Origin of the sequence: Rhodococcus sp. NBC_00297 (assembly GCF_036173065.1) — a bacterium.
In the GTDB taxonomy this organism is placed as follows: domain Bacteria; phylum Actinomycetota; class Actinomycetes; order Mycobacteriales; family Mycobacteriaceae; genus Rhodococcoides.
The window spans coordinates 3,442,907-3,465,116 of the sequence record NZ_CP108041.1 but is presented as its reverse complement, the minus strand read 5'-3'; the positions used below and the strand labels follow the sequence as shown (position 1 = coordinate 3,465,116).

General features: G+C 68.5%; 24 protein-coding genes. 14 read left to right on the top strand and 10 right to left on the bottom strand.

Annotated features, from left to right (window positions below; genetic code table 11):
• Positions 1-27: 27 nt before the first annotated feature.
• Entirely contained in the window at positions 28-3,363 is a 3,336-nt protein-coding gene (gene recC, locus OG947_RS16315) for an exodeoxyribonuclease V subunit gamma (protein WP_328812368.1), read from the bottom strand.
• 157 nt (positions 3,364-3,520) lie between these two features.
• On the opposite strand from recC, the gene OG947_RS16310 reads away from it, so the two are divergent.
• The 3 genes from OG947_RS16310 to OG947_RS16300 are packed head-to-tail and all read left to right on the top strand — an operon-like array spanning position 3,521 to position 7,336.
• The gene (locus OG947_RS16310) at positions 3,521-4,918 is read left to right on the top strand and encodes an aspartate ammonia-lyase (protein WP_056448361.1); all 1,398 of its coding nucleotides are present in this window, start codon (positions 3,521-3,523) and stop codon (positions 4,916-4,918) included.
• A gap of 7 nt (positions 4,919-4,925) precedes the next feature.
• The gene (locus OG947_RS16305; RefSeq protein ID WP_222639145.1) at positions 4,926-6,389 is read left to right on the top strand and encodes an amino acid permease; all 1,464 of its coding nucleotides are present in this window, start codon (positions 4,926-4,928) and stop codon (positions 6,387-6,389) included.
• Positions 6,386-7,336: an asparaginase gene (locus OG947_RS16300; protein ID WP_328812367.1), complete on the top strand. Its 951-nt coding sequence runs from the start codon at positions 6,386-6,388 to the stop codon at positions 7,334-7,336. The genes OG947_RS16305 and OG947_RS16300 overlap by 4 nt, the downstream gene beginning before the upstream one ends.
• Here OG947_RS16300 and OG947_RS16295 read toward each other — a convergent pair.
• Entirely contained in the window at positions 7,320-7,874 is a 555-nt protein-coding gene (locus OG947_RS16295; RefSeq protein WP_056448549.1) for a helix-turn-helix domain-containing protein, read from the bottom strand. The genes OG947_RS16300 and OG947_RS16295 overlap by 17 nt on opposite strands.
• A gap of 74 nt (positions 7,875-7,948) precedes the next feature.
• Between OG947_RS16295 and OG947_RS16290 the strand changes: the two genes are divergently transcribed.
• The 3 genes from OG947_RS16290 (at position 7,949) to OG947_RS16280 (ending at position 10,528) form a co-directional block, all read left to right on the top strand.
• Positions 7,949-8,671, top strand: a complete 723-nt coding sequence (locus tag OG947_RS16290) for an AzlC family ABC transporter permease (RefSeq protein WP_328812366.1) — start codon at positions 7,949-7,951, stop codon at positions 8,669-8,671.
• Positions 8,668-8,979, top strand: a complete 312-nt coding sequence (locus OG947_RS16285; RefSeq protein ID WP_328812365.1) for an AzlD domain-containing protein — start codon at positions 8,668-8,670, stop codon at positions 8,977-8,979. The genes OG947_RS16290 and OG947_RS16285 overlap by 4 nt, the downstream gene beginning before the upstream one ends.
• 187 nt (positions 8,980-9,166) lie before the next feature.
• On the top strand, positions 9,167-10,528 hold the full coding sequence (locus tag OG947_RS16280) for a dicarboxylate/amino acid:cation symporter (protein ID WP_328812364.1): 1,362 nt from the start codon (positions 9,167-9,169) through the stop codon (positions 10,526-10,528).
• Here the strand turns inward: OG947_RS16280 and OG947_RS16275 are convergent.
• On the bottom strand, positions 10,525-10,953 hold the full coding sequence (locus tag OG947_RS16275) for a hypothetical protein (protein ID WP_328814046.1): 429 nt from the start codon (positions 10,951-10,953) through the stop codon (positions 10,525-10,527). The genes OG947_RS16280 and OG947_RS16275 overlap by 4 nt on opposite strands.
• 87 nt (positions 10,954-11,040) lie before the next feature.
• Here OG947_RS16275 and OG947_RS16270 point away from each other — a divergent pair, with 87 nt between their 5' ends.
• From OG947_RS16270 to OG947_RS16260, 3 genes are read left to right on the top strand one after another with little or no spacing between them, the layout of a single operon-like run.
• Entirely contained in the window at positions 11,041-12,078 is a 1,038-nt protein-coding gene (locus OG947_RS16270; protein WP_051613150.1) for a GTP pyrophosphokinase, read from the top strand.
• Positions 12,079-12,110: 32 nt separating this feature from the next.
• The gene (locus tag OG947_RS16265; RefSeq protein ID WP_328812363.1) at positions 12,111-14,384 is read left to right on the top strand and encodes an excinuclease ABC subunit UvrA; all 2,274 of its coding nucleotides are present in this window, start codon (positions 12,111-12,113) and stop codon (positions 14,382-14,384) included.
• 20 nt (positions 14,385-14,404) lie between these two features.
• Entirely contained in the window at positions 14,405-15,058 is a 654-nt protein-coding gene (locus tag OG947_RS16260) for a DedA family protein (RefSeq protein WP_328812362.1), read from the top strand.
• Between the two features lie 90 nt (positions 15,059-15,148).
• Here the strand turns inward: OG947_RS16260 and OG947_RS16255 are convergent, their stop codons facing one another.
• The 3 genes from OG947_RS16255 to OG947_RS16245 all read right to left on the bottom strand — a co-directional run bounded on the left by OG947_RS16255 (position 15,149) and on the right by OG947_RS16245 (position 16,409).
• Complete coding sequence (locus OG947_RS16255; protein ID WP_042575569.1) at positions 15,149-15,355, bottom strand: hypothetical protein; 207 nt, start codon at positions 15,353-15,355, stop codon at positions 15,149-15,151.
• Positions 15,356-15,444: 89 nt separating this feature from the next.
• Positions 15,445-15,828 (bottom strand): SRPBCC family protein, encoded by a 384-nt coding sequence (locus tag OG947_RS16250; RefSeq protein WP_328812360.1) that lies wholly within the window; start codon positions 15,826-15,828, stop codon positions 15,445-15,447.
• 107 nt (positions 15,829-15,935) lie between these two features.
• The gene (locus tag OG947_RS16245) at positions 15,936-16,409 is read right to left on the bottom strand and encodes an OsmC family protein (protein WP_328812359.1); all 474 of its coding nucleotides are present in this window, start codon (positions 16,407-16,409) and stop codon (positions 15,936-15,938) included.
• A 271-nt stretch (positions 16,410-16,680) separates the two neighbouring features.
• Here OG947_RS16245 and OG947_RS16240 point away from each other — a divergent pair, with 271 nt between their 5' ends.
• Positions 16,681-16,926 carry a hypothetical protein gene (locus OG947_RS16240; protein WP_328812358.1) on the top strand — a complete coding sequence of 82 codons (246 nt, stop codon included), beginning with the start codon at positions 16,681-16,683 and terminating at the stop codon, positions 16,924-16,926.
• A 10-nt stretch (positions 16,927-16,936) separates the two neighbouring features.
• A complete protein-coding gene (locus tag OG947_RS16235) occupies positions 16,937-17,362 on the top strand; it encodes a DoxX family protein (protein WP_056448542.1) in 426 nt (141 codons plus the stop codon).
• A 4-nt stretch (positions 17,363-17,366) separates the two neighbouring features.
• On the opposite strand, the gene OG947_RS16230 is transcribed toward OG947_RS16235, so the two are convergent.
• Both OG947_RS16230 and OG947_RS16225 read right to left on the bottom strand, forming a co-directional pair.
• Positions 17,367-17,876, bottom strand: a complete 510-nt coding sequence (locus OG947_RS16230) for an O-acetyl-ADP-ribose deacetylase (protein WP_056448287.1) — start codon at positions 17,874-17,876, stop codon at positions 17,367-17,369.
• Positions 17,873-18,796 carry an ADP-ribosylglycohydrolase family protein gene (locus OG947_RS16225; protein WP_222645852.1) on the bottom strand — a complete coding sequence of 308 codons (924 nt, stop codon included), beginning with the start codon at positions 18,794-18,796 and terminating at the stop codon, positions 17,873-17,875. Before OG947_RS16225 ends, OG947_RS16230 begins: the two co-directional genes overlap by 4 nt.
• A 61-nt stretch (positions 18,797-18,857) precedes the next feature.
• Here OG947_RS16225 and OG947_RS16220 point away from each other — a divergent pair, with 61 nt between their 5' ends.
• Positions 18,858-19,511 carry an NUDIX hydrolase gene (locus OG947_RS16220; RefSeq protein ID WP_056448281.1) on the top strand — a complete coding sequence of 218 codons (654 nt, stop codon included), beginning with the start codon at positions 18,858-18,860 and terminating at the stop codon, positions 19,509-19,511.
• Between the two features lie 2 nt (positions 19,512-19,513).
• On the opposite strand, the gene OG947_RS16215 is transcribed toward OG947_RS16220, so the two are convergent.
• Positions 19,514-19,948: a hypothetical protein gene (locus tag OG947_RS16215; protein WP_222649560.1), complete on the bottom strand. Its 435-nt coding sequence runs from the start codon at positions 19,946-19,948 to the stop codon at positions 19,514-19,516.
• Between the two features lie 251 nt (positions 19,949-20,199).
• Between OG947_RS16215 and OG947_RS16210 the strand changes: the two genes are divergently transcribed.
• Positions 20,200-20,643 (top strand): DUF3558 family protein, encoded by a 444-nt coding sequence (locus tag OG947_RS16210; protein WP_328812356.1) that lies wholly within the window; start codon positions 20,200-20,202, stop codon positions 20,641-20,643.
• A 21-nt stretch (positions 20,644-20,664) separates the two neighbouring features.
• On the top strand, positions 20,665-20,991 hold the full coding sequence (locus OG947_RS16205; protein ID WP_328812355.1) for a hypothetical protein: 327 nt from the start codon (positions 20,665-20,667) through the stop codon (positions 20,989-20,991).
• A 164-nt stretch (positions 20,992-21,155) separates the two neighbouring features.
• On the opposite strand, the gene OG947_RS16200 is transcribed toward OG947_RS16205, so the two are convergent.
• The gene (locus OG947_RS16200) at positions 21,156-22,190 is read right to left on the bottom strand and encodes an SMP-30/gluconolactonase/LRE family protein (protein WP_328812354.1); all 1,035 of its coding nucleotides are present in this window, start codon (positions 22,188-22,190) and stop codon (positions 21,156-21,158) included.
• Between the last annotated feature and the right edge of the window lie 20 nt (positions 22,191-22,210).

Sequence of the window (22,210 nt, the reverse complement as noted above, 5' to 3'; positions counted from 1 at the left end):
ATCGCTGCTCCATACCTTCGAGAGCGCTCATCGCTGCTCCATGCTCTCGTGGGTGAGCAACGGCTGCCACACTCGTCGCGCGAGCACACCGAAGCGCGTGCCGTCGGCCGACCACTTCGCCTCGTCGGCGGCCGGAGGAATCGCTGTCCACTGCCCGAAGTCGACTCCGCTTCCGTGCACCAGAAGTACCGCCGGCTCCGTGACGTCGCCGAACCGATCCGAGAACTGCTGAGCTGCCGCCGCGAGGGCCATCTCCTCGCTGCTTCCCCGAACGACTCTGGTGGCGTATGCCTCCCCGGACTTCAGCGCCAGGGGCAGTGGCTCGCGCAGACCGCGGTCGCGCAGGTCCGCCAGCTCTGCCAGAACCGCGCGGGCGTCCTCGGGTGTCGTGAGGGTCGACCGCGACACGGGCCGTGAGGACCGACCCCGCGCGGTGGTGACCGCCGTCCATCCGTCCGAGCCGCTCTGCGCCGCGACCGCCAGCAGGTGGATCCAGGCCTCCAGTCGCCGCTTCGGGGCCATCCTCGAATAGGACGTGCGCGCCACGGTGGTGCCGTGCACCCCGGGAACGGTGCCCGTGAGCCGCCGCCCCCCGTCCAGATCCACGACGACGTCCACACTCTCCGGCGGCCCGACGTGGATCTCGGCCGCCGCGTCGGCGATGGGCACCACGTCGTTCTCGATCTGCTCGAGCAGGCGCGCCCCCTGGGCGAAGGGCGGCAGCGTTCCGCGGCGCCATTCCGCGGCCCGGAAGTCGGCCAGTTCCACACCGGTCAGGAGCGCCGACAGCATGCGCTCTCCGATGTCCCAGGCCGACAGCGCGTCCAGCTCCACGGCGAGGGCGTCGACGACGTCGTCGTCCCGCCCCGACAGACCCACCTTCAATCGCTGCCGCACGAACGCGGTGACGGGGCTCTGCACGAACGCCACCAGCTCCGCCAACGCCACGTCCGCGGAGTCTCGCGCTGGAAGCGGACCGTCGAGGAACGGCTGCCGCGGCACGAAGGGAGCGCTCGCCGCCACCGCGCCCGCGAGCGCGGCACTGTCGAACCCGGCGGGAGCGCTGCCGTCGAAGATCGACGGATCGAACGGCTGCAGCGGGTGCCGCGTGACCGCGCGGTTGTTCTCGACCCCCGCCGTGGCCGCCACGACCTCGATGACCTCGGACAACGGGATGGCGGGAGGTTCGTGGGCACCCGACACCGGATTCGCCCCGGTATGGAAGAGAACCAGTTTCTCGCCGGCCGACATGAGGGCGTCGAGCAGCAGCTGACGGTCCTCGCTGCGGATGTCACGCTCGCCGATCAGCGCACCGCGTGCGAGGACGTCGTCGCCGTCGAGGTGGCCGGCGCGCGGGAAGACGTCGTCGTCGAGCCCGAGCAACACCACCACCCGGTGCGGCACCGACCGCATCGGGACCATGGTGCACACCGTCAGTTCTCCGGTGCGGAAGTTCGATCGCGTCGGGCGCCCGGCCAGGCGATCGCGCAACATCGACCGGATGTCGGCGAGCTGCAGGGAGATGTCGTCACCGTGTTCCAGCGCGGCGGACAGTTCCCGCAGCGCGTCGACCCGATGTCGGACGTCTGCCGGCCCGACCTCGGTGAGCAGGTCGATCGCTCGGATCAGGCTCGCGCGCCACGTCCGGACCGGATGCTCGCCCCGCATACCGCGCAACACGACAGAGACCCGGTCGACCAGTTCTGCGTACCGACCGGCGAGATCGATGTCGTTCCCGTCGACGTCGTCCACGGGCAGAGCCAGGCCCAGCCAGTCCCCCGTGGTCTCGTCGGCAGCGGCGCCGAGCAGCAGTCGGTCCATGGCCGCGGTGAACGTGTTCTGACGAAAGTCGCCCAGACCGAACAACTCTCGCTGCACAGAGTCGATGCCCCAGCGCGCACCGGACACCCGTGTCCACTCGGCGAGCCGTTCGAGATCGTCGTCGGAGAAGCGGAACCGGGTCCGCACAGCCTCGGACGCAGCGAGATCGAGCATCTGCGACGCGGTGACGCGGTCCCCTGCCATCTCGATCATCGCCGCGATCACGTCGAGCACGGGATTGGTGCGCCGGAGCCCCCGATCCGCCAGCCGCACGCGGAGTCCGTGCGCCGGGTGCGCCGAGGGATCGCCCACCGCGCCCTCGTTCCCGAAGGCCGCTCGCACGAGCGGAGCGAAGGTGTCCACGTCCGGGCACATGATCAGGACGTCGCGCGGTTCGAGCGTCGGATCGTCCCGGAAGAGGTGCAGCAAGGTGTCGCGCAGCACGTCGACCTGCCGGGCGGGGCCGTGGCAGGCGTGGATCTGCACGCTGTCGTCCATCCCCGGGACGTCGGGCGCGGCCGGGGCGCGGTCGGCCACGATGTCGTTCTGCATCCGCCTCAGGACCGTCGTCGACGCCTCGACACGCCGCGCGTCGGACCGCTCCGGATCGGGGAGATGGCGGTCCGCATCGGCCGTCGGTTCGAGAAGCGGTTGCAACTCGCGCACGTCGCGGCCGAGGCTCACCAGCAGGGGATGACCCGCCGTCGACACCGGCGGCGCGTCGACACGCCGCAACGACCCGGCGCCCGCACGCCGGGACGTCGCAGCCCACGAGACCGGGCTGGGGTGTGGCAGCCACAGATGGACGTCGCGGTGATCGGCCACCGCCCGCAGCACGCGTCGCTGCAGGGTGGTGAGACGGGTCGCCCCGAACAGGGACAGGCGCGACGGAAGATCGAGCGTCGACCCGTCCTCGGCGAGGGCGTCGCAGACCGGGTCCAGTCTCTCCGCGGGGCCGGGCACCCCGATGCGCTCCCGCACCCGGCGCCACAGCTCCGCCTGCCACAGGAGATCCGGCGCGAGCGGGGCGCCGGCGCCGTCCGTGTCGGCACCGGCCGCCCAGTCGACGATCATCGAGGGCCGTTGTGCGGCATACGAACGGAAGAGTCCGGACACGTGGGACGCGGTGGACCAGCGTCGACCACGGCGGTGATCGTCGGGCGCCGCCGCCGCACCGCCGATGCTCCGGGAGAGAACCGAGCACCAGGGTTCGGTCGAACACTCGTCGATCACGCGTAGGACGGTCCACAGCAACGGGCCCGCGGCCCACGGATCCGAGTCGGCGTCCACGCCCGTCACCACGGCCAGGACGTCGTCGACCAGGCGGCCGGGCGACGGGAAGTCGATGTTCGCCGCGATGCCGTCCGACACTCCTGCCGCCCCCAACGAGAGGGAGAGCCGTTGTCGGAGCCACCGCTCCACGCCCTTCGCCGGGACCGCGACGACGTCTGCGGCGAAGGCGTCCGCGAGGGGCTCGGCGAGCAGCGTCGCGAGACCGGTGGCCAACGTGCTCGCGCGTTCGGCGCGGTGGAGCTCGAGCACGTGGCCCTCCTGGAACGTCGTGGTGTCCCACCGACCGTGAGGTCCGGTGTCGACCCGACCGTAGCGCCCGGCTCCGACAGATCACCGTTGACATCCACTGTGCCGTGGTTCACACTCAACCTGTCAGACAGCCTGACAGCAAGCGAAGGAGAACGCCGTGGCCGCCACCCGTACCGAGCACGACCTGCTGGGAGAGCGCGAGGTGCCCGCCGACGTGCTGTGGGGCATCCACACTCTGCGCGCCACCGAGAACTTCCCCATCACCGGACGACCGATCTCATCGAACACCAAGCTGATCCGCGCGCTCGCCGCCGTGAAGTACGCGGCCGCGGCGGCCAACATCGAACTGGGTCTTCTCGACGAGGTGCGCGGCGACGCGATCCTGCAGGCCGCCCGCGAGATCCTGGACGGCCGGTGGCACGACCAGTTCGTCGTCGACGTGATCCAGGGCGGCGCCGGCACGTCGACCAACATGAACGCCAACGAGGTCATCGCCAACCGCGCGCTGGTGCTGCTCGGCCACCGTCCCGGCGAGTACGCGCACCTGCACCCCAACGAGCACGTCAACCTCGGCCAGTCGACCAACGACGTCTACCCCACCGCCTGCAACATCGCGACGATCCTCGCGGTGGCCGAACTGTCCGAGTCGATGCGCATCCTGCAGGACGCCTTCCGCGCGAAGGCAGAGGAGTTCCGCTCCATCGTCAAGATGGGCAGGACCCAGTTGCAGGACGCCGTGCCGATGACACTGGGCCAGGAGTTCGGCACGTTCGCCGTCATGATCGACGAGGACCGCGCCCGCCTCGAGGAGGCGTCACTGTTGGTGCACGAGATCAACATCGGCGCCACCGCGATCGGCACCGGACTCAACGCCGCCCCCGGCTACCGCGAGGCAGCGGTCCGGCACCTCCGCGAGATCACCGCACTCCCCCTCGTCAGCGCGACGGATCTCGTCGAGGCCACGCAGGACGTCGGTCAGTTCGTGCATCTCTCGGGAGTACTCAAGCGGTGCGCCGTGAAGCTGTCGAAGGTGTGCAACGACCTCCGCCTCCTCTCCTCGGGACCGCGTGCAGGGTTCGGCGAGATCGACCTGCCCGCAGTACAGGCGGGCTCGTCGATCATGCCCGGCAAGGTCAACCCCGTCATCCCCGAGGTGCTCAACCAGGTGGCCTTCCAGGTCATCGGCCAGGACGTCACCATCACGATGGCGGCCGAGGCAGGTCAGCTGCAGCTCAACGCCTTCGAGCCCATCATCATGGAGTCGCTCACCTCCGGCATGACGCACCTGGGTGCGGCCTGCCGGACGCTCGCGGACAAGTGCGTCGTGGGGATCACCGCGCACGAGGCCCACCTGCGAGACAGCGTCGAACACTCCATCGGACTGGTCACGGCACTCAACCCGCACATCGGATACCAGGCCGCCACCGAGATCGCCAAGGAGGCACTCGAGAGCGGACGAGGAGTCGCGGAGCTGGTGCTCGAACGCGGCCTCCTGACAGCGACACGTCTCGAAGAACTGCTCCGCCCCGAACATCTCGCGAACCTCCAGAACTGAGGACCCGATGACCACGACCACCGATCAGCACGGCGCCGACGACGCCCTCCACGCCGCCGAGAACGACGGCTATCACAAAGGCCTGAAAACGCGGCAGGTCCAGATGATCGCCATCGGCGGCGCCATCGGAACCGGCCTCTTCATGGGTGCAGGCGGACGTCTGGCGCAGGCCGGCCCGGCACTCGTCATCGCGTACGCGGTGTGCGGGTTCTTCGCTTTCCTCATCCTTCGGGCGCTCGGCGAACTGGTGCTGCACCGGCCCACGTCCGGGTCCTTCGTGTCCTACGCTCGCGAGTTCTTCGGGGAGAAGGCCGCCTTCGTCTCCGGGTGGCTGTACTGGCTCAACTGGTCGATGACCGCCGTCGTCGACGTGACCGCCGTGGCGCTCTACATGAACTTCTTCGGCCGCTACTGGGACCCGATCGCGTCGGTACCGCAGTGGGTCTTCGCCCTCGCCGCACTGCTGCTGGTTCTGTCCCTGAACCTGGTGTCGGTCAAAGTCTTCGGCGAGCTGGAGTTCTGGTTCGCCCTGATCAAGGTGCTCGCCCTGGTGGCGTTTCTGTGCATCGGCCTCTACCTCCTCGTCAAGGGGACACCGAACCAGGAGCAGGGCCTGTCGATGATCGCCGACAACGGCGGGCTGATCCCCAACGGTCTGCTGCCCGCCGTCGTCATCATCCAGGGCGTCGTGTTCGCCTACGCCTCCATCGAGCTGGTCGGTACCGCCGCGGGCGAGACGCCGAACCCCGAGAAGGTCATTCCGAAGGCGATCAACACCGTCATCATCCGCATCGCGGTCTTCTACGTCGGGTCCGTGCTGCTGCTGTCGCTCCTGCTGCCCTACTCCGCCTACCGCGCGGGTGAGAGCCCGTTCGTCACGTTCTTCGGCTCGATCGGAGTCGAGGGCGCGGACACCGCCATGAACCTCATCGTCCTGACGGCGGCGCTGTCCTCGCTCAATGCCGGGCTCTACTCGACCGGTCGCATCCTCCGATCGATGGCCGCGGCGGGCAGCGCGCCGCGCTTCGCGATGAAGATGAGCAAGGCCGGCGTGCCCTACGGCGGGATCCTGCTCACGGCAGCGGTTACCCTGCTCGGAGTGGTGCTGAACGCGGTGGTGCCCGAGCAGGCGTTCGAGATCGTGCTCAATCTCGCCGCGCTCGGCATCGTCAGCGCCTGGGCCATGATCGTGTTGTGCCAGCTCAAGCTCTGGCACCTGTCGAAGGAGGGCGTGGTGACGCGGCCGTCCTTCCGGTTGTTCGGCGCCCCGTACACCGGCATCGCCACCCTCGTCTTCCTGGTGGTCGTCCTGGTCCTGATGGGCTTCGACTACCCGATCGGCACCTGGACGCTCGCCTCCCTCCTGGTCATCGTTCCCGCGCTGGTCATCGGCTGGCGCGCAGCGCGCCCGGGCATCGAGCGGCTCGCCCGCGAGCGCGCCCGTGCGGGAGGGGGAACGGTCGCCCGATGAGTTCACCCGCACTGCCGACGGTCGTCGTCCTGACCACCGGCGGAACCATCGCCAGCCGCGTCGGCCCCGACGGTGTCAGCACCACGGGCCGTCACGCCCACGACGTCCTGGTGGATGCCGGACTCCGCGTGGGAGTCCGGGTCCGAGTCACCGACGTCCTGTGCGTCGACAGTGCCGCGATGTCGCTCCTCGACATGGACACCGTCCGCGGCGCCGTCACCGAGGCGCTGCGTGACGACGCGGTGAGCGGTGTCGTCGTCCTGCACGGCACCGACTCCCTCGAGGAGACGGCGATGCTGATCGATCTCTCCCACACCGACGTTCGCCCCGTCGTGATCACCGGCGCCCAACGCACCGCGGACCACGTCGAGAGCGACGGCCCGCACAACGTCGAGTCGGCGCTCCGCGTGGCCGCCGATCCCGAGCGACGGGGCCACGGTGTACTCGTCGCCTTCGGCCCGCGCGTTCTCCAGGCCCGCGGGGTACGGAAATCTCACACGACCGCGCTCGATGCCTACTCCGGAACGCCGGCGGTGGACCCGGTTCCGCGGGAGACGCTGCCGGACAGTTCGATCGACGGGATCCGGGTCGACGTGGTCGCGCTCTACCCGGGTGTCGACGGACTCGTCATCGACGCCCTGCGGTCCGCCCGCACCGACGGGATCGTGCTGCAGGCGATGGGCGCGGGCAATGCGAACGCCGCCGTCGTGGACGCTGTGCGCCGGTGTACCGATGCCGGTGTCCCGGTGATGTTGTCGACGCGGGTGCCGTCCGGCGGTGTCGTCACCACCTACGGCGGCGGCGGCGGGGGCGCCGACCTCGTGCGAGCGGGTGCGGTGTCCGCGGGCGACCTCAGTCCCGCCCAGGCGCGAATCCTGCTGTGCGCGTTGCTGAGCAACCGCCTGCCGGTCACAGCGGATCTGGCCTCGATCAGTACTGCTCGGTGACCATCACCGCAGTCGTCCCGTTCTCGAGTGCCTCGAACACGTGGGGCACGTCGCCGGGGTACGACAGGTAGTCCCCCGGCCCCAGCTCCTCGGTCGCGTCCACCGGCCCGCACACCGCCCGGCCGGACGACACCACCACGTGTTCGATCACCCCGTGCATGTGCGGATCGGACAACCGGGGCGTCCCCACCTCGGCGGCGAGCAGGTACAGGTCGCGGCGCGCGGTCGGTGGGCAGGACGACAGCAGTGTCGCGGTGTAGTCCGACGACTCCGCGGCGATCGACGGACCCTCACCGCGTCGTACCAGGCGGACCTCCTGCCGCGGCGGTTCCACCAGGCGCGCGAAGGGCACGTTCAGCGTCACGCTCAGAGCCCACAGCGTCTCGACGCTGGGATTGCCCGTTCCCGACTCGAGCTGGGAGAGGGTCGACTTCGCGATGCCCGCGCGCCGGGCCACCTCGGCGAGAGACAGGCCCGTACGTCGACGCTCCCGGACGAGCGACGCGGCAATCGCGGCGATAGGTGCGCTGTCGGACATCACTGCATGATGCCACAGTGTTCGTCTCACACTCCCCTTGTTCGCCTTGACGAACGGCACCGCGACCGTTCACCATGAGCACCATGCGTTCGATATGGCGAACACCCCTGTGGCTCACGCTCCGGGACGACCCCGACGTGGCGGTGCGGGACATTGCCGTGGTGTGCCTGGCCGATGCCCTGGTCGGTGCCTCGCTCGGTGCGATCGCCGTCGCCTCCGATCTGCCGTGGTGGCTCCCCTGTCTCCTGTCGATCGCGGTCTTCGCGGGCGCCTCGCAGTTCGTCTTCGTCGGAGTGCTCACCGGCGGCGGCAGCGTTCTGGCGGCCGTCTCCAGCGCGCTCCTCATCAACGGCAGACTGCTTCCGCTCAGCTTCTCGGTGGCACCGCTGCTCGGGGAGCGACCCGCCGTACGACTGCTCGGGGCCCATCTGGTCACCGACGAGTCGGTCGCCTTCTCGATGGCCTCGACCACCAGGCGGGGCAGGACCCTCTCGTTCTGGTTCTGCGGCGCGTTCCTCTTCCTCGCGTGGAATCTGGGCGTGCTGGCCGGTGTAGGCCTCGGCGCCGGCGTGGAGAGCGCGGAGTCGCTCGGACTCGACGCCGCCTTTCCTGCCGTCCTGCTCGCACTCGTGATGCCCTCCCTGCGCGATCGCGTGACACGCATCGCCGCGGGTGTCGGCGCCGTGGTCGCCGTCGCCGCTGGGGTCGTGGTGCCCGCCGGCGTCTCCGTGGTGCTCGCCCTGATCGCCGTCATGCCGTTCGTGCTCCGACACGGGCGTAGGAACGACGCCTCGTGAGCACCGGGGCCATTCTCGCGGGTGTCGCCGCACTCGCCGTCGGCACGTTCGCGTTCCGCCTGATCGGGATCGCGCTGCGCGGGCGCCGGGAACTGTCCGTGTCGGCCGAGAAGTCGATGACCACAGCGGTCGCCGTCGTGTTCGTCGCCCTCGTCGCGACCTCGACGTTTCCCCGTGACGCGGGCCTCGCACTCCCCGCCGGGGTCCTCGTCGCCGCTGTTCTCGCCTGGCGCAGAGCGCCTTTCGTGCTCGTGGTCGTCGCCGCAACGGCAGTCACCGCGGGCCTGCGCTGGCTCGGCGTCAGCTGACCCGGGCACGGGCGTAGCATCGTCCGAGTGCCCTTGCTCCTGACCTCGCGTCGCTACGTCGACCTTCGCCTGCAGGCCAGCGCCATCTGTCGATAGACCGTGTTCCTCCCCGGTCCACTCGTCCACCGCGCACCCTTTTTCTCGGCCGTTGTTCTCGGCCGCCCCAGCATTCTCGGAAGGCACCACCATGTCCGCGCCCAGCGCTGCCCCCACCCGTCGACTGCCGCACTGGCTCACGTCGTTCGGGCCCCAGATCGTCGCCGGGTTGATCCTCGGCGTCGTCGTCGGACTGATCGCCCGATCCATGCCCGACGCCGCCGACGGCAACCCCAACTGGCTCGTCGAGACGGTGTCGACCATCGGATCGAGCTACGTCAAACTGCTCACCGTCGCCGTGGTGCCCCTCGTGTTCACGGCCATCGTCAGCTCCATCGCCAACCTGCGCGCCGTCACCAACGCGGCACGCCTGGCGGGCCAGACCCTGCTCTGGTTCGCGATCACCGCGTTCATCGCCGTGATCGTCGGCATCATCATCGGGCTTGTCGCGCAACCGGGTTCGCGCACCGGCGTCTCGCCAGATCTCGGGAAGGAACCGTCGAGCACAGGGTCGTGGTGGTCGTTCCTCACCGGCCTCGTCCCCAACAACTTCCTGGCGCTCGGCGCCCGCACCAGCGAGACCGAGGGTGCGCTGAGCACCACACTGAACTTCAACATCCTGCAGCTGCTCGTCGTCGCCGCGGCGATCGGTATCGCCGCGCTGAAGGTGGGCAAGGCGGCCGAGCCGTTCCTGACGTTCAACGCCTCTCTGCTCGCGATCGTGCAGAAGGTGCTGTGGTGGATCATCCGGTTGGCCCCCATCGGTACGGCGGCGCTCATCGCCAACGCCGTCGCCACGTACGGCTGGGACGCGATCGGCTCGCTGGGTGTCTTCACGGTCTCGGTGTACGTCGGACTCGCCATCGTGTTCTTCGTCGTCTACCCGATCATCGTTCGGGCGCACGGTCTCTCGATCCGCAACTTCTACTCGGGCGTGTGGCCCGCGACGCAGCTCGGCTTCGTCTCCCGCTCGTCCATCGGCACCCTGCCGCTGACCCAGCGCGTCACCGAGCGCAATCTCGGTGTGCCCCGCGAGTACGCGTCGTTCGCGGTTCCGCTCGGCGCCACCACCAAGATGGACGGTTGCGCGGCCATCTACCCGGCCATCGCCGCGATCTTCGTCGCCCAGTTCTACGGCGTCGACCTCACGATCACCGACTACCTGCTCATCGTGGTCGTCTCCGTGATCGGCTCCGCGGCGACGGCGGGCACCACCGGTGCCACGGTCATGCTGACCCTGACGCTGTCCACGCTCGGCCTGCCGCTCGCCGGTGTCGGCCTGCTGCTCGCCGTCGAGCCGATCGTCGACATGGGTCGCACCGCCGTCAACGTCACCGGCCAGGCGCTGATCCCGGCCATCGTCGCCAAGCGCGAAGGCATCCTGGACCAGGAGCGGTTCGACGCCCCGCGCAACGGCGACCCGTTCGTCGACGACGTGGAGCTCGCGCGCTAACTCACGAACAGCGGCCCGCGCACGAAACCCACGATCAACACCAGTAGTCCGCCGATCTCGGTGGCCGCGAGCGCATACATGAACGCATGCGTTCCCGGCACCGGGCGGACGAACTGGTTGTCGGTGTCGCGCAGGAATCCGTGCACCACGTAGCTGAGGATCGCAGCGACGAAGAAGAAGACGACAGCCCCCGACGCGACCAGATTCACCCACGTCGGCCAGGCACCGAAGTGCACCAGCGGCACCAGGACCAGAGTCGCGAACGAGTACATCAACGCCGCCCGGTGAGCGATGTCCACGTACGGATGCGCCTGCCCGTTCTCGGACGTCGCCATCTGGCGAAACTTCCAGACGCCGAGGATCAACGCGGCCAGCAGGATCAGCGCCGACACCAGGATCAGCAGCGTCGTGTCCCAGTCGACCACGCGTGCGGGAAGGCCGGAGGCCGGTCGGGTCGGGCCGCTACGGAGCGTCACGCGAGCATTGGACCATGGTGGGGCAGAATCTCCACCATGCGCCCCACGTCGTCCCCACCCTCACCGTCAGGGCTGCACAGCTCCGTCGAGGAGTACCGCTCGCGGTGGGATCACTTCGCCGCGGCCACGGCAGCGCTGTCGGCCGCCGTCGAGACGTTCGTCTCCGAGGCGGACATCGACATCGACGCCGTCGAGGCACGTACCAAGTCCGTGGAGTCCGCTGCCGGCAAGTTCGCCCGCCTCCGCGAGGACGGGTCGCTCGAGTTCACCGATCCGCTCGCCGAGGTCACCGATCTCGTCGGGATCCGTGTCATCACGTATCTGACGTCGGACATCGACCGCGTCGCGGACGCCATCTCGAAGCACTTCGTGCTGCTCAAGACCATCGACAAGTCGTCCCTCGCCCAGGAGTCCGGCGTGTTCGGCTATGCCGGACGGCACCTCATCCTCAGTGCGGACGGCGACCGCGTCCCGGCGGGATGCGAGCAGTTCACCGGCCTCGGCTTCGAGGTGCAGATCCGCACCGTGCTGCAGCACGCCTGGGCGGAGATCGAGCACGACATCCGGTTCAAGAACTCCCGCACGCAGGGTTCGCCGACCATCGACCGAGCTTTCACGCTCGCGGCGGGGCTGATCGAACTTGCGGACGCCCAGTTCGAACTCGCCGATCGGCACCACAAGGAGAAGATCACGGAACTGCGCGCGGCAGATGCCGCGCGCGGGATGGATCTCCAGCTCACCGCCGATCAGCTGCGCACCATCGTCACCGACCTCCTTCCCGACTACACCCCCAGTCGGAGCGGTCACTACGAGTGGCTGCTGACTCTCGTCAACGCGAACGGGATCACGACGGGCGCGGAACTCGAGGAGGCCCTGGACCCCGCACGAGTCGAGTACGTGACGGCGGCCATGGACTACCAGTACCGCCCAGGTCAGGTGCGGATGGTGGACGACCTCCTGCTGGACCGCTTCGGCGAGGCCCACATCGCGCGCACCTCCTCGCTCACCACCGAGCGTGACCGTCCGGGCAAGTTGCGCTACCGACTGAGCAAGTTGCAGGGCCAGTCCGGCTGACGGGTGTCCGCTCGGTCTGGTATCGCTACGGCGTGACGACGCCACCGAACGACGCTCTGTCCACCATCACCGTGCGCGGCGCGCGGGAGAACAATCTGCGTGACATCGACATCGATCTCCCCAAACGGTCGCTGATCGTGTTCGCCGGGGTGTCGGGGTCCGGCAAGAGCTCGCTGGTGTTCGACACGATAGCCGCGGAGGCGCAGCGGCAGATCAACTCCACGTTCAGCGCATTCGCCCAGACCTTCCTGCCGTCCTACGGTCGGCCGGACGCCGACCTCATCGCGAACCTGTCGGCCGTCGTCATCGTCGACCAGAAGCGCCTCTTCGGCAGCCCTCGCTCCACCGTCGGCACCATCACCGACATCGGCGACTGGCTCCGCATGCTGTGGTCGCGCGGAGTCACCCCGTCCATCGGCTATGCCAACGCGTTCTCGTTCAACGATCCCGCCGGCATGTGTCCCGAGTGCGAGGGGTTGGGCGAGGCCAAGGTCATCGATATCGACGAGCTGGTGGATCAGTCGAAGTCGTTGCGTGAGGGCCCCGTGAAGCACCCGGACTTCCTGCCCGGCAAGTGGCCCTATCGGCTGTACGCGGACTCGGGACTGTTCGATCTCGACGTTCCCCTCGAGCAGTACTCCCCGCGCGAGAGGCACCTGTTCTTCGACGCGTCGCCCGGCGAGGTCGAGATGGTCAACCCGGACGCCGTGTTCAAGACGTACGAGGGGCTGCTCTCCCGGTTCCGTCGAAGCTATCTCTCCAAGGATGCCGACGCGTTGAAGGGCAAGTCGAAGGAGGCGTACGACCGTATCGTCACGCGGGGAGTGTGCCCGTCCTGCAGGGGAACTCGCCTCAACGAGACGGTGCACGCCGCGACGCTCGAGGGACTCTCGATCCCCGACGCGTTCGCGATGCAGGTCTCCGACCTCGCCGACGTCATGGACACATGGGCGCTCGGCGACCTGGACGGCCCACGCCGCGAGGTGGTGACACAGCTCCGTCGACTGGTCGATCTCGGACTCGGGTACCTGAGCCTCGATCGTGCGACGTCCTCGCTGTCGGGCGGCGAGTCCCAGCGCATCAAGATGGTGCGCCACCTCGGCGCCACGCTCAACGACATGCTGTACGTCTTCGACGAGCCCACCACCGGGCTGCACCCGCGCGACGTGCACCGGCTGAACGACATGCTGATCGCGTTGCGCGACAAGGGGAACACCGTGCTCGTCGTCGAACACGACGCGGAGGTGATGGCCATCGCCGACCGCATCGTCGAGATCGGCCCGGGCGCCGGAAAGCACGGCGGCACGGTGGTCTTCGAGGGCACCTGGCCCGAACTGCGGCAGTCCGAGACGCGTACCGGGACGGCGCTGCGTCGAGACGGTCGATCGCGACGCACCCCGCGCACTCCGAACGGGTGGATGCGCATCGAGAACGCCGACAGCCACAATCTGAAGAACGTGTCGGTGGACATACCGCTCGGCGTTCTCGTGGCGGTCACCGGTGTCGCGGGCTCGGGCAAGTCGAGTCTGATCCACGGCCACCTCCGCGACGTCCGGCCCGACGCGGTGGTCATCGACCAGGCACCCATCCGCGGTTCGCGCCGCTCCTCACCCGCCACCTACACCGGACTGCTCGATCCGATCCGTGCACACTTCGCCAAGCGAACGGGACAACCCGCAGCGCTGTTCTCGCCGAACTCTGACGGAGCCTGCCCCGACTGTCAGGGCACCGGCATGATCTTCACCGACCTCGGCTTCACCGACCCGGTGTCGAGTACGTGCGAGACCTGCCAGGGTCGACGCTTCCGATCCGGCGCGATCAAGCACACCGTCGACGGCGTCTCGATCGCCGACGTCTTCGACATGTCCGTCGACGAGGCCCGCGAGTTCTTCACCGTGAAGAAGGTGCGCGACGTACTCCGGCGGTGCAGTGATGTCGGTCTCGGTTATCTGTCCCTGGGCCAGAACCTGACGTCCCTGTCCGGCGGCGAGCGTCAGCGCCTCAAGCTGGCGACGGAACTGGTGGGCAACTCCCCGGTCCTGGTGCTCGACGAGCCCACCACCGGACTGCACTCGTCCGACGTGGACAACCTGGTCGGACTGCTGTCCGGCATGGTCGACGAGGGTCGGTCGGTCATCGTGATCGAGCACAACATGGACGTCGTCGCGGCCGCCGACTGGGTCGTGGACCTCGGTCCCGACGGGGGTCACGACGGCGGCGAGGTGGTGTTCACGGGCACCGTCGACGAGCTCGTTCTGGCCCGGACGCACACCGGCACGCACCTCGCGCGGGCTCTCGCGGAGTAAACCCCCGGTAAAGTGCGGGCATGAGCGACATCGTCACCGCTGCCGCCAGTACGGAACTGGGTGGAATCGCAGGCTGGGCCGTCAGCCTGATGGAGAGCATCGGCGGGCCGGGCGCCGGCATCGCCGTGGCCGCCGAGAACTTCTTCCCACCGCTGCCCAGCGAGATCATCCTGCCGCTCGCGGGTTTTACCGCGTCGCAAGGCGGGTTCAGTCTGTTCAGCGCACTGTTCTGGACGACGGCAGGCTCAGTGATCGGCGCGATGGTGCTGTACTGGCTCGGGCTGAAACTGGGACGCGATCGGATGTACGCGGCCGTGAGCCGCATTCCCTTCGTCGGCACCGACGACCTGGGCAAGGCGGAGCAATGGTTCGAGCGTCACGGTCGCTCGGCGGTGTTCTTCGGTCGCATGATCCCGGTCGTCAGATCGGGCATCTCCGTTCCTGCCGGGATCTCGCGCATGCCCGTGGCGCAGTTCCTGCTCTATACGACCCTGGGCAGCCTGCTCTGGAACTCGATCTTCGTGCTCGCCGGCTACTACCTCGGCGAGAACTGGCACTACGTCGAGCAGTACGCGTCCGTGTTCCAGTACATCGTCATCGGCATCGTCGTCGCACTGCTCGCGGTCTTCGTGACCAAGCGAGTGCGTCGACGACGGTCGTCCGACGTCAGCTAGGTCTCACCCTCCCGGCGAGTACGTCCATAGTGTCGCTGTACGGCCCGTGCCGACGACACTATCGACGTATTCGCGGGGTGGGGAACGGTCCTACTGCGCGAGAGTCGCGGTTGCCTGCGCCCACAGGAAGTACTTGTTGGTGCCCAGATCGCGCACCGTGGTGATGTTGAACGCTGCCTTCAGCTTCTCCGCATCACCGTCGCTGACGCCCTTCAGGGCCGCGACCGGCGCGTCGGCCAGTTCCTCGATCGACTTGTCCGCGTATGCCTTGTCGAACTTGTCGGCGATGCCTGCCATGACGTCCTCCTCGTGTCGGCGCGCACCTGCGCACCGCGGTCGACACTACGACGATCGACCGGCCCCGACCTGAGAGTGCGCTGACAGACTCAGCCCAGCAGCGCTGTCACCGACGCGAGGTCGGCAGCGACAGCCGCGCAGTCCCGCTCGAACTCCTCGTCCGTCATCCCGAGCTGCCGGACGGTGAAGATCACCTCGGCGCCGTCAGGGTGGGCCAGGACGCGCAGCGGGTTGTTCACGACGGTCCCGTCGGGCAGCGTCACGTCGTGGTCCAACACCCCGAGAGCGTTGCGCGGGACGAACCGCACCCGGACCGTGCCCATCGGTGACTCGGCCAGGAGGTCGTCGCCGTCGCGAGTGAAGCCCGATGCGAGACCGGCGGCCCAGGCAGTGAGGTTGTCGACGTCGGCCAGATAGTCGTAAACCGCCTCGGGCGGCGCGGGTATCACTGCACTCACGTGTCGACTGATCATCGTAGGAGCGTAGCCACGCCACCGGCTCTCCGCGAGTACGTCCGAAGTGTCGTGATCAGCGGCGATCCCACGACACTATGGACGTACTCGCGGAGCTCGAGAGGCCGTCACGTCAGGTCGGCGCGCGTCCAGGTGTTGACGAAGCCCGTTCCGCTGCGCACGAAGAGCTGGGTGACGGGGCACCGACGCTCGACCTCCGAGACGAAGTGGTCGAACGCGTCACCGGTCGCGTCGGTCTCCACCGTCGCCTCGACGGTGACGGTGTCGAAGTTCGAGTTGCCCTCGGCGCCGGTCACCAGGACGGCGGTGTCCAGGTCACCCTGCACGCGGAAGCTGAACTTTCCCAGCGTGATGCCCAGATCCTTGGCGACGAGAGAGGCCGTGACCTGGTTGCACGAAGTCAGCGCACCGAGTGCGTAGAACAGCGGGCTCGGTGCCTCGTCCCTGCCGCCGAAGGCCGGGTAGGCGTCGGCGTCGAACTCGTGCCCCGCCGTGCCCTCGACGACGAGGTGCTGGGCGACGCCGGTGCCGGACGCCTCCACGACGAAGGGAACGACGGAGGTGCGAATGGTGGAAGTCATGGACACCACGGTCGAGCATCGCCGACGCTCGGGCCAGGGTTGCGATCACGCAGATTCTCGGACCATCCGGTCGCGACCCCGGTCCGCGGCTTCACCAGAGTGCAGGCGACATCTCCGCGTTGCACATGCCGACGACGACACTGGCAGATCGACCGTCGACGCCCGGCCGCTGTTCGCCCGGGGCGGCGGCATCCACTGCATCACTGGACATCAGCCGGCGCCTGTCGTACCCCTCCCCTAGCGTGACGCCACCGACAACGGGGGGACGGACATGGGCGGACATCGCCGGGGGCAGCGCAGACGCAGCGAGCAGAGGACGGTGCGCGAGGTCGCCGCACTCGTCGCGGAGCGGGGGTCGCAGTACGGCAGCCGCTGGAACGCGGAGCCGTACAGGTTCTGCGACTGCGACGACGAGGAGTGCGTCGGCGGCGCCGTCTACTGCGAGAACAGGGTCTACGCGCACGAGGAGCTGGGCCGCGTTCTCGGCCGACCGGACGGGCAGCGCGGCGCCTCGTAGGGTGGCAGGCATGACCACGCGCCCCGCCCCTGCGACCGTGCCTCGTATCGTCGGGCGGCTCGTCCTCGGCGCGTTCTTGGTGTTCGCCGGACTGAGCCACCTGTTCTGGGCCCGGCAGGAGTTCGCCGCGCAGGTACCGACGTGGATGCCGCTCGACACCGATCTCGTGGTGGTCGCATCGGGTGTCGTCGAGGTGGTGCTGGGCCTGGCTCTCGTCGCCCTGACGCGGTACCGGGTGGCGGTGGGGTGGGTCACGGCGCTGTTCTTCGTCGCCGTGTTCCCGGGCAACATCTCTCAGTTCGTCACGCACACAGACGCTTTCGGGCTGGACACCGATCGGGCACGAGGTATCCGGCTGCTGTTCCAGCCATTGCTGGTGATCTGGGCTCTGTGGGCCACCGGCGCCTGGTCGGCGTGGCGAGCACGTCGGCGATGACCGGTCAGCCGACGGCCCGCGTCGTCATGCGGTGCACCTCGGCCGAGTAGGCCACCAGGGTCACGAGATCCACGGACACGGGCGCCGACGTCACCGCGCGCACCTGTTCGGCGACCGCCAGCTCCACCGGCCATCCGTACGCACCGCCCGAGATGAGCGGGAACGCGATCGAGGATGCTCCGAGCGAGTGAGCCAGGAGAAGGGAGCGCTCGTACGCTGCGCGCAGGATCGGCGAGCGGTCCTCGCGCGCCGAGTACCGCGGCCCCACGGTGTGGACGACCCACCTCGCCGGCAGGCGGCCTGCGGGCGTCGCGACGGCGGCACCCGTGTCGAGTCCGTTCGGAAGGGTCGTCGCCCGCAGAATCTTGCAGGCGTCGAGGATCTCTCGTCCGCCTGCGCGGTGGATGGCGCCGTCCACCCCGCCTCCACCGAGGAGGGTCGAGTTGGCGGCATTGACGATCACGTCCGCGCGCACGGTGGTGATGTCTCCGGTGACCACATCGATGACACTCATGCTGCTGCTCCTTCTGCGAGGCGACGTCCCAGATCCGCGAGGTCCGCGGCTCGTCGTCCGGGGTACCCGTGCAGGATCGTGGTCCACGCCTCGGGGATCACCGAGGCGCCCCAGCGTGCGCCGAGGAGCCCACCGGCTATGGCTGCGGTGGTGTCGGTGTCGCCGCCCGCGCGGACACACGCCTCCAGCGCCGCTGTCAGCTGGTCCCCGTTCTCCTCGGTGGTCGTGATGGCCGACCAGGCCGTCTGGAGCGCGTGCACCACCCACCCGTTCCTGTCGAAGTCCGACGGGCGCCCCTTCTCCGCGGCGTCGAGCAACGGCGCCCAGGTGTCGCGCACCGACGGCTCCGCCGCGTCGAGGTACAGCGAGATGCCGTCGTAGGTGCCGTGCAGGACGGCGTGCCGGATGCCGGCACTCCAGATCTGGCATGCCTCCCCCGCCTGCGGATCACTGTGCGTCAGGGCGCTGATCTGCGCAGCGGCCACCGAGAGCTGATCCGGGTCGTCGAGATACGCCAGCGCCACCGGGGCAGTTCTCATCAGCGAACCGTTGCCACCTGTCCTGCCGGACAGTCCTGCGGCGACGGCGGTCATCTCGGTAGCCGACCTGCTGCGCCGGGACAACACCGTGCGCGTCTGGATACCGACGTCCGCCGGGTTCGTGTCGATCCAGGCCACGAAGTTCGCCGCGACGCCGTCGAGTCCCCGGCCCTCCACCAGCGCCTCGGCGATGCAGAGGGCCATCGACGTGTCGTCCGTCCACTCGCCGGGCGCCCAGTCGAAGGTGCCGCCGCCGATCATGTCGATCACCGTCTCGGGCGTCGGGTAGCCGAATTCGTATCCGGCGCCCAGTGCGTCACCGGCTGCGGTGCCGAGCACGACGCCCTCGGCGCGGTTCTTCTGTTCGTCGGTCAGCTTCATGTCGTCCCCTTTGCTCGTTTGTGCGCTAACCATAACGCACCACTGCGCTAAGCTGCAACCCATGCCCTCCGATCTGACGTCGTACCCACGACCGTCCGTCGCTGTCGACGTCGCCGTTCTCACCGTCCACGGCGGAACGCTGAACGTGGTGACGGTGGAATCACCCTGGGGAGCTGCACTTCCCGGCACATTCCTGCATCCGGGCGAGACGCTCGCCGATGCGGCGAGGCGCGCGTTGAGCACCAAGGCCGGCATCGACGGCGTCGAGTTCCATCAGATCCGGATGTTCGACGCTCCCGACCGCGACGATCGAGGATGGGTCCTGTCGATGGCGCACTGCGCGGAGGCGCCCACCGAGTCCCTGCCTTCCGGCACCGATCTCCTGGCCGTCGAGGCGGATCGGCCTGTGGAACCGATGGCCTTCGACCATGCCGACATGGTGTCGGCCGCCGTGGGCGACCTGCGGTCTCGCTACCTCACCCGTCCTGATCCGTCGCACCTGCTGGGGACCACCTTCACACTGCTCGACCTGCGCACCCTGTACGAGACCGTGTTCGACCGCCCGCTGCGCAAGGACACCTTCCGCCGTCATGTGATCGGGGCGCTGGTCGGTACGGGCGCCACCACGTCGGCTGCGGGCGGACGCCCCGCCGAGCTCTACGAACGCAGGCCCGACGAGACGTTTCCCGGGTCCATCGCCGCGCTGCTCGTGTGAGTTCAGTTGGGGGTCGGGCGCCGTGACGCCGGGATCCACCACGCCAGCGCAGAACCCGCCTGCACCACCACCAACGGCCACACCATCGGAGAGTGCACCAGCGCCACCGCCCACACGAGGGCCACTGCCGTCACGACGACGCGTGCCGAACGTCGGCGTTGCACGATCATCGTCGCGAGCACCCCGTGCCCCACCGCAGCGATGACGAGAACGAACGCCCACGCATCGGCGAGTGAGCCCACGAACATCGCGCCGGGCGACTCGTCCGCACTCGCGAAGGCAGCGAGGGCACTGACGACGACGGCGCCGAATCCCGCGATCGCGGCGACACACGCCACCGCACACTGGGTCGCGAACGCGACGAGCACCGCCAATGATGTTGCGTTGGTCAGACTTCCGATGCCGCTGGAAGGAACGGGCAGAGTGGTCGAGTGCATGGTGAAGGCCTTCCGATCGTCCGCCGTGGCGCGGTACAGCCTTCGACGCCGCAACCACCCGCTCGGTTCCCGGCGCGCATTTCTGCACACAGAACGGTTCCGGATGGTCGGATGTGCCCGTGGGGACACCGTTGTGTGCAGTGGGAGCACGGAACCGCAGGAGCGGAGCGTGCGTCCAACGACGTGTGCGCAGGAACTGTGGGGTACTCGCTGTCGCGGCAGTCGTCGCGTCGCTCACCGGGTGCGGTGGGATGAGCGGCACCGCCGAGCCGGTCGCGATGGAACTCTTCGACCCCTGCATCGTGGTACCCGACGAGGCCATCCGGGCGGCGGGGGCAGATCCGGCTGTCGTTGTCGACCAGCTCACGGTTCCACTCGACGACACCTGGAAGTGGTGCACATGGAAGGGGAGCGATCAGTTCCTGACCGTCTTCTCCACTACCCGGACGCTCGACGCGCTCAGGACCAGTCCGACCTCGGACAGGTTCAGCGCTGTCGACGACTTGGGTGTCGGCGCGTTCTCGTTCCGCGATCGCGGCGACCAGCAACTCGCTGCCTGCAGTATCGCGTTCGATTGGCGAGAGGGTTCTGTGGTGTTTCGTGCTGAACGGAATCTCGCTTCCTCCGTCACCGCGGATGTGTGCGCTGTGGCGAGAACCGGGGCGCAAGCATTCGCTTCCAGCATCCCCCGTTGACCCGCGAAGGAAGAACTTTCCATGACCGATGACCTCATCATCTCCGCCGATTCTTCGCGCAGGTGCGCGTCAGCGTGCGAACAATTCGTCAGTGGCCTCGCCGAACTGCTGCCGTCGATCAATGCGCTCGAATTCAGCGCGGGTTTCGGCACCCTTCCCTCCGGAATCGCGCTAGCACGCAAGTACTCCGACCTCACCCACGGCCCGGAGGGTTCACTGAGCTCCGTGCTCGCGGCCCACATTAACGCCGTCACCAAACTCCGCGAGGCCTTCCTCGAAGCGGGTCGCGGGTACCAGGAAACGGAGGACGACTCGACGTCCCGCATCGGCAACACCGGCCCTCGCTGACCGACCCGCACTACTTCCAGCCGCCCACACCCCGCTCCGCCGTCGGAAAGGGGTGTGCGCGCCACGCAACCCGCGCACACCACCGCCACGAGCCGCCAACCACCGGCGCGCACGCACCGACCGACCGCACCTCACGCAACCAGCGCACACCCCAAGCCCGACCCCTACCGCTCAGGCACACCGACCACGGTGAAGGGCTCCACTGGAGTGCCACCCCGCTTGTCGAACTGGCTGTTGACCACCAGCATCTGATCGTCGACGTCGGCGACGGTGGTGGGGTAGGCGAAGCTGGGGTCGGTGATCTCACCGGTCACCCGCCCACGGTTGCCGTCGTCGTCGAGATCGACTGTGGCGATGAGGCTGTCGCGGTTGCGAACCACGTAGAGCGTGTCGTCCTCCATCTCCATGCCGTCGCCGTTCTGAAGTGTCGCGCCGCCGAGGTCCACCTGCGTGACGGCCTTGGAGTCGCGGGCCACGCGGTACAGATTGCCGGTGCTGGACTGCACGATCACCAATGCGTTGTCGTCGTCCGCCTCGACGATGCCGTTGGCGTTGAAGCCCTCGCCGTACGCGAACGGGGATCCGGTGAAGTCGACGAACGGCTCCAACTGGCCCTCACCGGTGGCGTTCGCCGGGATGCGCCACAGCGTGGGGTTGCGCGAGTCGGTGATGAAGGCGTCGCCGTTGTCGGCGATGACGACGTCGTTGAGGAAGGTGGCGTCCTGGCCGAGCCCGTTGGTGAACTTCCCGCGCAGTGCGCCGGACTCGGCGTCGTAGATCCAGACGGTGCCGGTCGCACCGCCCGCCACGACGAGGGTGTTCTCGTCGTCGTCCCCGTCGACGTCCAGTCCCGCCGCGCCGGTGCGACCGTCCTGTCCACCGGGGAGGAACGGTTCGACGGTGGTGTTGCCGACCGTGCCGCGGAAGATCGCACCGTCGGAGGTCGACGAGACGTAGAAGGTGTCGTCGTCGGCGGTGATGCCCTCGGGGAACACGCCGGTTCCCGGCAACGTGTAGACGGTGGCGTTCGAGGACGTACTCGACGCCGACGACGACGGAGCCGTGCTGGAGGACGCCGGAGCAGCGCTGGAGGACGCCGGCGTCGCCTGCCCCTCCTCGCTCGACGACGAGCAACTGGTCAGAACGAGGGCGGTGGCGCCGGCGAGGGCGACAGCGGCGGACAGTCTGGTGCGGTTCATGACTCCACCATGCCCCATTG

What these genes read in the sequence shown, in the direction of transcription:
- OG947_RS16305 (WP_222639145.1), top strand. Translation starts at nt 4,926, where the DNA reads ATGACCACGACCACCGATCAGCACGGCGCCGACGACGCCCTCCACGCC.
- OG947_RS16300 (WP_328812367.1), top strand. Translation starts at nt 6,386, where the DNA reads ATGAGTTCACCCGCACTGCCGACGGTCGTCGTCCTGACCACCGGCGGA.
- OG947_RS16295 (WP_056448549.1), bottom strand. Translation starts at nt 7,874, where the DNA reads ATGTCCGACAGCGCACCTATCGCCGCGATTGCCGCGTCGCTCGTCCGG.
- OG947_RS16290 (WP_328812366.1), top strand. Translation starts at nt 7,949, where the DNA reads ATGAGCACCATGCGTTCGATATGGCGAACACCCCTGTGGCTCACGCTC.
- OG947_RS16280 (WP_328812364.1), top strand. Translation starts at nt 9,167, where the DNA reads ATGTCCGCGCCCAGCGCTGCCCCCACCCGTCGACTGCCGCACTGGCTC.
- OG947_RS16270 (WP_051613150.1), top strand. Translation starts at nt 11,041, where the DNA reads ATGCGCCCCACGTCGTCCCCACCCTCACCGTCAGGGCTGCACAGCTCC.
- OG947_RS16260 (WP_328812362.1), top strand. Translation starts at nt 14,405, where the DNA reads ATGAGCGACATCGTCACCGCTGCCGCCAGTACGGAACTGGGTGGAATC.
- OG947_RS16255 (WP_042575569.1), bottom strand. Translation starts at nt 15,355, where the DNA reads ATGGCAGGCATCGCCGACAAGTTCGACAAGGCATACGCGGACAAGTCG.
- OG947_RS16250 (WP_328812360.1), bottom strand. Translation starts at nt 15,828, where the DNA reads ATGATCAGTCGACACGTGAGTGCAGTGATACCCGCGCCGCCCGAGGCG.
- OG947_RS16245 (WP_328812359.1), bottom strand. Translation starts at nt 16,409, where the DNA reads ATGACTTCCACCATTCGCACCTCCGTCGTTCCCTTCGTCGTGGAGGCG.
- OG947_RS16240 (WP_328812358.1), top strand. Translation starts at nt 16,681, where the DNA reads ATGGGCGGACATCGCCGGGGGCAGCGCAGACGCAGCGAGCAGAGGACG.
- OG947_RS16235 (WP_056448542.1), top strand. Translation starts at nt 16,937, where the DNA reads ATGACCACGCGCCCCGCCCCTGCGACCGTGCCTCGTATCGTCGGGCGG.
- OG947_RS16230 (WP_056448287.1), bottom strand. Translation starts at nt 17,876, where the DNA reads ATGAGTGTCATCGATGTGGTCACCGGAGACATCACCACCGTGCGCGCG.
- OG947_RS16225 (WP_222645852.1), bottom strand. Translation starts at nt 18,796, where the DNA reads ATGAAGCTGACCGACGAACAGAAGAACCGCGCCGAGGGCGTCGTGCTC.
- OG947_RS16220 (WP_056448281.1), top strand. Translation starts at nt 18,858, where the DNA reads ATGCCCTCCGATCTGACGTCGTACCCACGACCGTCCGTCGCTGTCGAC.
- OG947_RS16215 (WP_222649560.1), bottom strand. Translation starts at nt 19,948, where the DNA reads ATGCACTCGACCACTCTGCCCGTTCCTTCCAGCGGCATCGGAAGTCTG.
- OG947_RS16210 (WP_328812356.1), top strand. Translation starts at nt 20,200, where the DNA reads ATGAGCGGCACCGCCGAGCCGGTCGCGATGGAACTCTTCGACCCCTGC.
- OG947_RS16205 (WP_328812355.1), top strand. Translation starts at nt 20,665, where the DNA reads ATGACCGATGACCTCATCATCTCCGCCGATTCTTCGCGCAGGTGCGCG.
- OG947_RS16200 (WP_328812354.1), bottom strand. Translation starts at nt 22,190, where the DNA reads ATGAACCGCACCAGACTGTCCGCCGCTGTCGCCCTCGCCGGCGCCACC.